A 7,680-nucleotide genomic window follows, 5' to 3' on the forward strand; every position below is an offset into this window, starting at 1 on the left:
GTTCCGCACATGTCCGCCGCAGCGCAGGAAACAGGGATGCTCAACAACGACCCCGCGACCGCACCCGGCGCAGCCGATCCGGCTGCCGCCCGGACCAAGAAGTGGTGGCTGCGCAACTGGCGCCTCCGGTACAAGATGGCCGCCGTTCTGCTCGTGCCGACCCTGGCCGCGCTGGGCGTCGGTGGCGTTCGCATCTACGACGGTCTCAACAGCCAGTCGCAGATGCAGACCATCGTGGACCAGGTCGAGTTGGCGCAGCAGACCTCCAACCTCACCCATGAGCTGCAGCGCGAGCGGGACTTCGCGATCGTGCTCACCACCTCCAACGGCGGCAGCGCGGGCACCGACTACGAAGCTCAGGGGCGCCGGGTCGACGCGGCCGTCCAGCAGGTCCTCGCGTTCGACCCGCAGGTGGCCGGCTTCACCCCCGAGGTCCGCTTCGCCTTCCAGAGCGCCGAGCACCGCATCGGCAGCCTCGGAGCGCTGCGCGGCACCGTCAACGGCGGCTTCACCAGCCCGCAGACGATGATCGCCTACAACTCGGTGATCGACACCCTGCTGACGATCAACAACCAGGTCGCCAACTCCGCGGCCAACACCGCGACCGCGCAGACCGCCCGCGCGGCCGACTCCCTCGGCCAGGCCAAGGAGCAGCTCGCCCGGCAGCGCTCGATCCTGCTCAGCGCGTCGCTGCGGAACCAGTTCCTGACCGGTCAGCCCGACCAGATGCGCGCCGCCGACGCGCGCTACGAGGCGGCCTTCGGCGAGTTCGAGGCCGCGGCCACCCAGGAGCAGCGCGCACTGTTCGCCGAGCGGGTCGCCGGTGCGGCGGTCGACCGCAGCGAGCAGCTGGAGCAGAGCGCGCTGATCGCCTACGACAACGATCAGCAGAACCAGAACCTCGGCGTCTCCCCGGCGGACTGGGGACAGGAGTCCGGGCAGCGCACCGACCTCGTCCGCGAGGTCGAGTCCGACGTCCTCGACGACCTGCACTCCGACGCCGCCTCGCTGGCCGACTCCGCGACCTGGACGCTGATCCGCGACTCCGCCCTGGTGGCGCTGCTGCTGATCGTGGCCTTCGGCGTGGCGACCTTCATCGCCCGCTCGATGCTGCGACCGCTGCGGACCCTGCGCTACAGCGCCCTGGAGATCGCGCAGCAGAGCCTGCCGGACGCGATCAACCGGGTCACCGAGAACCCGGGCGCGTCGCACCAGACCACGGTGCCGACCGTGCCGGTCTACAGCGACGAGGAGATCGGGCAGGTCGCCCGCACCTTCGACGCGGTGCACCAGCAGGCGCTGCGGCTGGCCGTCGAGCAGGCCATGCTCCGCAACAACGTCAACGACCTGTTCGTCAACCTCGCCCGCCGGTCGCAGACCCTGGTGCAGCGGCAGCTGGCCCTGATCGACCGCCTGGAGCAGGACGAGCAGGACCCGGACCAGCTGTCCAGCCTCTTCGAGCTGGACCACCTGGCCACCCGCATGCGCCGGAACAACGAGAACCTGCTGATCCTCGGCGGCACCGACCTCACCCGGCGCACCATGCGACCGGTCCCGCTCAACGAGGTGCTCGGCGCAGCCGTCTCCGAGGTCGAGCAGTACGCCCGGGTCGCCGTGGTCGACGCCCCCGAGCTGGCCCTGCAGGGCCGCGTGGTCAACGACTTCGTGCACCTGGTCGCCGAGCTGCTGGAGAACGCCACGGTGTTCTCCAACCCGGACACCGAGGTCACGGTCCGCACCGCCTACCGCCGCCAGCAGCTGGTCATCGAGATCCGCGACCGCGGCGTGGGCATCGACGCCGGCGAGATCGACGAGATCAACGAGCGGCTCGTGCGGCCGCCCGAGATCGACGTCGCGGTCTCCCGCCGCATGGGTCTGTTCGTGGTCGGTCAGCTGGCCCGCAGGCACAACATCGAGGTCGAGCTCGGCAACAACGAGGGTCTGGAAGGCGGTGTCACGGCCACCGTCCGCCTCAGCGGCGAACTGGTCGTGCAGCTCACCCCGGACGGCCCGGTGCCGATGCCCGACATGCCGCGCACCATCCAGCCCGAGGAGCGCGGTCAGCTCGGCGAGACCGGTACCCAGCTGGGCCTGGCCGCGGCCTTCGGCGGTCGTGCCGCCGCGGGCAACAACGGTCAGCACCCGGGCCTGGACGCGCCGAACGGCCGCGCCGAGCTGCCGAGCCTGAGCAGTTCAGAGCCGCCGACCTCGTTCACCTCGATGAACCAGGCGGCGATGGACGCCGACGACGCCTCGTCGTTCAACGGCCACGGATTCGCCGACGAACCGGACGACTACGACTCGGAACTGCCGGCGCAGTACTCCGTCACGATGTCGTCCGGCGATTCGTTCGGAGCAACGAGCGTCCCCCAATGGGAGGATGACGGCCGGGCGCCCCACGACGAAGGTGTCGGGGCGGAAGCCTGGCCGGATATCGACCCGGGCTTCGACGGGCAGTGCGGTGCACCGTCGGAGACCTCGTCGACCGACCTGTTCCACAGCCCGTTCGAGGCGGAGAAGACCAAGAACTTCGCCCCGTCCCAGCCCTTCGGCGCCGACGAGCACCGGAACGGCTTCAGCGGTGGCGGCCTGAACGGGAGCGAGCCCGACAGCGGCTCCCTGAACGGCAGCGGCCTGAACGGCAGTGGAATCGGCGCGGCATTCGGTGGCGGACAAGAGGGCGCCCCAGGAAACGAAAGCCGGCCCGAGCCGGCGTCGGAGCCCTGGGAGTCCGAGGACGCATCCCTGCGGAGCACTCCCGGACTGGAGCACCCGGGCTTCGACGGCGGATCGCCGGCACGCGCCGACGACGAGCCGAGGGAGTCCTGGGACATGGACGATGCGCCCACTCAACGCCTGCCGATATACGAAGCCGTGCTCTCGCAGTGGTTCCGGGAGTCCGATGTCGAGGACTCGACCCCGGCCGCTGCCGACCCCAAGCCCGCCGAACCGGAAACCGCCGCGCCCTCGACCCCGTCGAGCTCCGCGCCGGAACCGGTCGTCGACGAAGTTCCGCGGACCACCACGCCCGACCCGGGCTGGGGGCAAGCGGATGTCGGTTGGAAAGCCGCCGAGGCCCTGCTGCAGACCCACGAGGTCCAGGAGACGACCGCGGCCGGACTTCCCAAGCGGGTCCCGAAGACCAACCTCGTGCCCGGCTCGGCAGCACCCCGATCCCCGCAGACGCCTCGCCGCAAGCCCGCCGCCCCGCGCTCGGCTGATGCCGTTCGCGGACGCATGGCGAACTTCCAGCAGGGCGTCCATCGGGGCAGGCATGCCAAGGCCGAACCGGTTTCCACCGAACTTCCCCGCTCGAATCCGAGCCGTCCCGAGGAGCAGGAGTGAACGGGTCCGTGCAGCAACCGATGAGCAGCAACAGCTTCAGTTGGCTGATCACCGACTTCGTGCGTCGGGTACCCGGCGTGGCGCACTCGGTGGTCGTGTCCGCGGATGGTCTGCTGCTGGCCGGTTCCCAGGGCTTGCCGCGTGACCGCGCCGAGCAGCTTTCCGCCGTCGCGTCAGGTCTGGTCAGCCTCACCCAAGGCGCAGCGCGCTGCTTCGAAGCAGGCGAGGTGACCCAGACCGTCGTCGAGATGGAGCAGGGCTACCTGTTCCTGATGTCGATCAGCGACGGTTCGTGCCTGGCCGTGCTCGCCGCGCCCAACGCCGACATCGGCCTGGTCGCCTACGAGATGACCCTGCTCGTCGAGCGGGTCGGTCGTCAGCTCACGCCTGAGCTGCGCGCGCAGCTGCAGGGCATGGGACGCCGGTGATTCCGGCTGGGAGAGCTGAGGGGAGCTGACCATGAACGCCGGTTCCGAGCCCAGCTGGGACGGTGACCTGTTCCGCCTCTACAACAAGCGGCTGAGCGCGGAGTCCTGGCAGGACGACTTCGTCGACGACACCCCGTCCGGACAGGGCGGTGACGCCATCGGCGGGTACGACCGCGCGCTGTTCGGGGGACCGGGCGCCGACCTGTTCGGGTCGGGCGGGTACGGCGACACCTCTTCGGGCGGGCAGAACAACGCCCAGCACGACGGTTGGGGCAAGCAGGATCCCCGCGCCGCTGCGGACAACTGGGGCTCCCAGGACCGCGGCACCCCGGCTCCGCGTCCGCGCCCGGACAGCGGCCCGCCGTCGGTGTCGATGCCGTCCATCTCGCAGTCGATGTCACCGATTTCCCAGTCCATGCCGTCGATTTCCGGCTCGATGCCGGCGATCCCGGCGATGGACGACATGGAAGCCGAGGACAGCGGGGGTTCACTCGTTCGGCCGTATGCCCGCACTCGGGGGCGCACCCGCACCGATTATGATCTTGCTATCGAGACGTTGGTAAGCACCAGCGAACGAGGTCGCAACCAGGCGACCCAATCCCGGCCCGAGCACCGCTCGATCTCCGAGCTGTGCCAGGAGGCCCGTTCGGTCGCCGAGGTCGCCGCTCACATGCGGCTGCCGCTCGGCGTGGTGCGGGTGCTGATCGGCGACATGGCCGACACCGGGCTGGTTCTGATTCATGACAGTGGCATGGTCGTCGGTGATCGGCCGTCCATGGAGTTCTTGGAGAGGGTGCTCAGTGGGCTTCGCAGGCTCTGATCCCCGGTCGCAGCAGCCGAGCAACCAGAAGACTTCGACGAAGATCGTGGTTGCCGGTGGTTTCGGCGTCGGGAAGACGACGTTCGTCGGTTCGGTCTCCGAGATCGTGCCGTTGACCACCGAAGCGGTGATGACCGAGGCCAGCGTCGGCGTCGACGACCTCACCGCCACGCCGGGCAAGGTCACCACGACCGTCGCGATGGACTTCGGCCGCGTCTCGCTCGACTCGGACCTGATCCTCTACCTGTTCGGCACGCCCGGCCAGCACCGGTTCTGGTTCATGTGGGACGACCTCGTGCGCGGCGCGATCGGCGCCGTCGTGCTCGTCGACACCCGGCGGCTGGCGGACGCGTTCGCCTCGATCGACTTCTTCGACGACCGGGGGCTGCCCTACATCGTCGCGGTCAACACCTTCGACGGCCTCACGCACCACCGCATGGAGGACGTTCGCGAGGCGCTGACCATCGCTGAGTCGGTCCCGATGATCACCGTGGACGCCCGCGACCGGGAGTCGACGAAGAAGGCGCTCATCACGCTCGTCGAACACGCGATGCGCCAACGCCTCGCGACTTCGCACTGAGAACTGCGCCGTGGTTGTTCTGCTTGGCGGCGCGAGCAGCGGAACCTGACACGCCTTCTGGGCTCCGGGCGCCACTCCTGATGTCTTCCGCTTGCCCCGGGGTGGACATCGGCGTCGCGGCGTCCTCGCCAGAAGACGTGTCACAACCGGCCGACTGAGTCCCACACCTGAAGCAGCGGTTGCGCCGCTCGGGTTTTCAGCGCCCTTCGCGTCAGTCCTCGACCAGGGCTACCGATGTGATGCGGTGCAGGGGGAAGTTGCCGAGTTCGTCGTTGGCCGCGTCGACGCCTTGGAGGACCCCTCCGCCGACGCTGACCGGGCGCACGACGTGCTGGCTCCGGACGCCGTGGGTGTCCACGAAACCCAGCCACACGCTGCGCTTCTCGGTCGCCGCGTCGCGCAGCAGCGCCAGGGTCGCCTCCGCGCTCGGGCGTCCGCGCTCGGGCACCACCGCGCGGCCCCGGCGGGCCGAACCGGCGATGTCGTTGGCGCGCAGCTGCGTCACCATCGATCCCAGCTGCTCGGCGCTGGGCACCGGCGGGCCGTAGGACGTGCGCTGCCGGCTCTTGCCGCGCGTGCGGCGCCCGCTCGCGCGCAGGTCCAGCACGTTGCCGTCGGGACCCTCGGCGACCGGCGCGAAACCGGCCGCGCGCAGCCCGTCCACCAGGTCCGCCAGCAGTAGCGGGCTGATCAGCACGGTCGGCGCGATGCGCCGCAGCTCCAGCTCCTCGCTCGCGGGAGTCGCCAGCACCTCGGCCAGCACCACCGGATCGTCGCAGCGCAGGAAGGCTGCTGCGGTTCCCGCCCGGAGCTTGCCGTGGCGGCGCGCCACGTCGTCGATCAGGTACGTCAGCGCCTGCGGGATGGGCGTTCTCGACCGGTCCCGGAACAGCGCGTGCAGGTCGTCGGCGGTGTAGCCGGCGTCCAGCGCCCGCCGCACGCTGCCCTCGCCGACCCGGTAGACGGTGGCGCTGCCCGCGGACTCGACGTCGGCGACGAGCTTCATCTCCGCCGCCAGATCCGGTTCCAGCCGTCCCGGCGCGACGACCGTCAGGTCCGCCTGCACCAGCACGTGGTCCAGCGGATCGGGCAGCACCTCGCGGAGCCGGTGGCCGGCCTCGGCGGGCCCGTCGAACAGCAGCGCGCGACCGGCGGTGGTCATCGCGTCCAGCGCGACGACGCCGAGCGCGGTCGCCTCGGACAGCGTCCAGCGCACCAGGTCGTCGCGCAGGCGACCGGCGTGCCGGGGCGCGCGCCAGGCCAGCACTCCTGCCACGTCGTCCGGGCGGGCGCCGCAGCCGCCGGGGAGATCGTCGAGGTAGTCGAGGATGCGGCGCCGGTCCTTCGGCGCCAGCGGACGGCTCAGCTCGTCCGACAGCGGCCCGATGAGCCGGTCCTTCTCGTCGCGCGCACCGGTCAGCCCCGGCAGCCGGGGCAGGTCCAGCCAGGCGGCGGCCAGCACGGCCCAGCGGTGCTCGACGGGGGAGGCCAGCCAGGTGTCGGAGGAGATCGTCGGCAGCCAGCGCGGTTCGGCGTCCTCGGTCCGGTCCAGCAGACCGGCCGCGACGGCCACCTCCACCAGCAGCGACATGTGCTGCTCGTCGACCTCCAGGGTCTTGGCGGTGCGGCGGACGTCGCGGATGCCGACGCCGCCCGAGCGCAGCACGTCCGGCGGATCGGTCTCCCACGCGAGCAGCAGTTCCTCGACGTGCCGCAGCAGTTCCAGCGCCGCGCCACCGGCGGTGCTGTCCACCCGCTCGCGGTCGGTCTGGGTGAGCTCCGGGGCGGGTTCCTCGGGTTCGATCCGGCCCATCGGCTGATCCCCGCGCACCGCGAGCGCCAGCTGCCGGGGCAGTTCCACGGTCTCGGTGTCGCGGCGCAGCAGCAGACCCCTGGCCAGCAAGCGCTGGACCGGGTTCGTCGCGCGTTCCAGCGGCACGTGCGCGGACGCGTCCTTGGTGCGGCCGATGGGGGAGCCGTCGGCGAGCTTGCCGACCAGCCGCCGCTCCTCCTCGTCCAGCTCCGCCAAGGCCGCCTTGGCGGTGACCTCGGTCAGGTCGTCGGCCGGTCGCCCCAAACCTCCGGGGAACGTCGGCAGCACCTCGCGAGCGGTGCCCGCGATCTCCAGCGAGTCGTCGTCGCCCCACACCAGCGCCAGGTCGCGCAGCGCGTTCGCGGTCCGGCGGACCCGCTGCGCGGTGACCTCGCTGCCCAGCAGGTCGGCCACGGAGTCCAGTCCGACGGGCTGCTTGTCGGCGTCCAGCAGGACCAGTGCCTCCATCACGCTCAGCGCGAAGGAGTCCAGCTCCTCGCAGGCGCGGGCGACCGATGATCGCTGCACGACCCGGGAGCCGAGCACGGACAGGTCGGCGGGCGGCGGCGTCGCCAGATCCGGGCGCGCGCGCAGCAGAGCGACGAGCTGCTCGTCGCCGCGGTCGCGGAGCCAATTCCCAACTGGAGGCATCACGCCCACGATACCCAGTGACCGCCCCCAGCTCCCCTTGCTC

At 71.0% G+C, this 7,680-nt stretch carries 5 protein-coding genes; 4 read left to right on the plus strand and 1 reads right to left on the minus strand.

Annotated features, from left to right (window positions below):
* Window positions 1-9 precede the first annotated feature (9 nt).
* The 4 genes from E1181_RS19115 to E1181_RS19130 are packed head-to-tail and all read left to right on the plus strand — an operon-like array spanning window position 10 to window position 5,173.
* Window positions 10-3,345, plus strand: coding sequence for a sensor histidine kinase (locus E1181_RS19115; RefSeq protein ID WP_235876873.1), 3,336 nt, complete (start codon window positions 10-12; stop codon window positions 3,343-3,345).
* 20 nt (window positions 3,346-3,365) lie between these two features.
* A complete protein-coding gene (locus tag E1181_RS19120) occupies window positions 3,366-3,773 on the plus strand; it encodes a roadblock/LC7 domain-containing protein (RefSeq protein WP_175548002.1) in 408 nt (135 codons plus the stop codon).
* Between the two features lie 31 nt (window positions 3,774-3,804).
* Entirely contained in the window at window positions 3,805-4,593 is a 789-nt protein-coding gene (locus tag E1181_RS19125) for a DUF742 domain-containing protein (RefSeq protein WP_132676686.1), read from the plus strand.
* Window positions 4,574-5,173: a GTP-binding protein gene (locus E1181_RS19130; protein WP_132676688.1), complete on the plus strand. Its 600-nt coding sequence runs from the start codon at window positions 4,574-4,576 to the stop codon at window positions 5,171-5,173. The genes E1181_RS19125 and E1181_RS19130 overlap by 20 nt, the downstream gene beginning before the upstream one ends.
* A 211-nt stretch (window positions 5,174-5,384) precedes the next feature.
* Here the strand turns inward: E1181_RS19130 and E1181_RS19135 are convergent, their stop codons facing one another.
* A complete protein-coding gene (locus E1181_RS19135) occupies window positions 5,385-7,637 on the minus strand; it encodes a helicase-associated domain-containing protein (RefSeq protein WP_132676690.1) in 2,253 nt (750 codons plus the stop codon).
* Between the last annotated feature and the right edge of the window lie 43 nt (window positions 7,638-7,680).

It is taken from the genome of Saccharopolyspora terrae, assembly GCF_004348435.1.
Taxonomy (GTDB): domain Bacteria; phylum Actinomycetota; class Actinomycetes; order Mycobacteriales; family Pseudonocardiaceae; genus Saccharopolyspora; species Saccharopolyspora endophytica.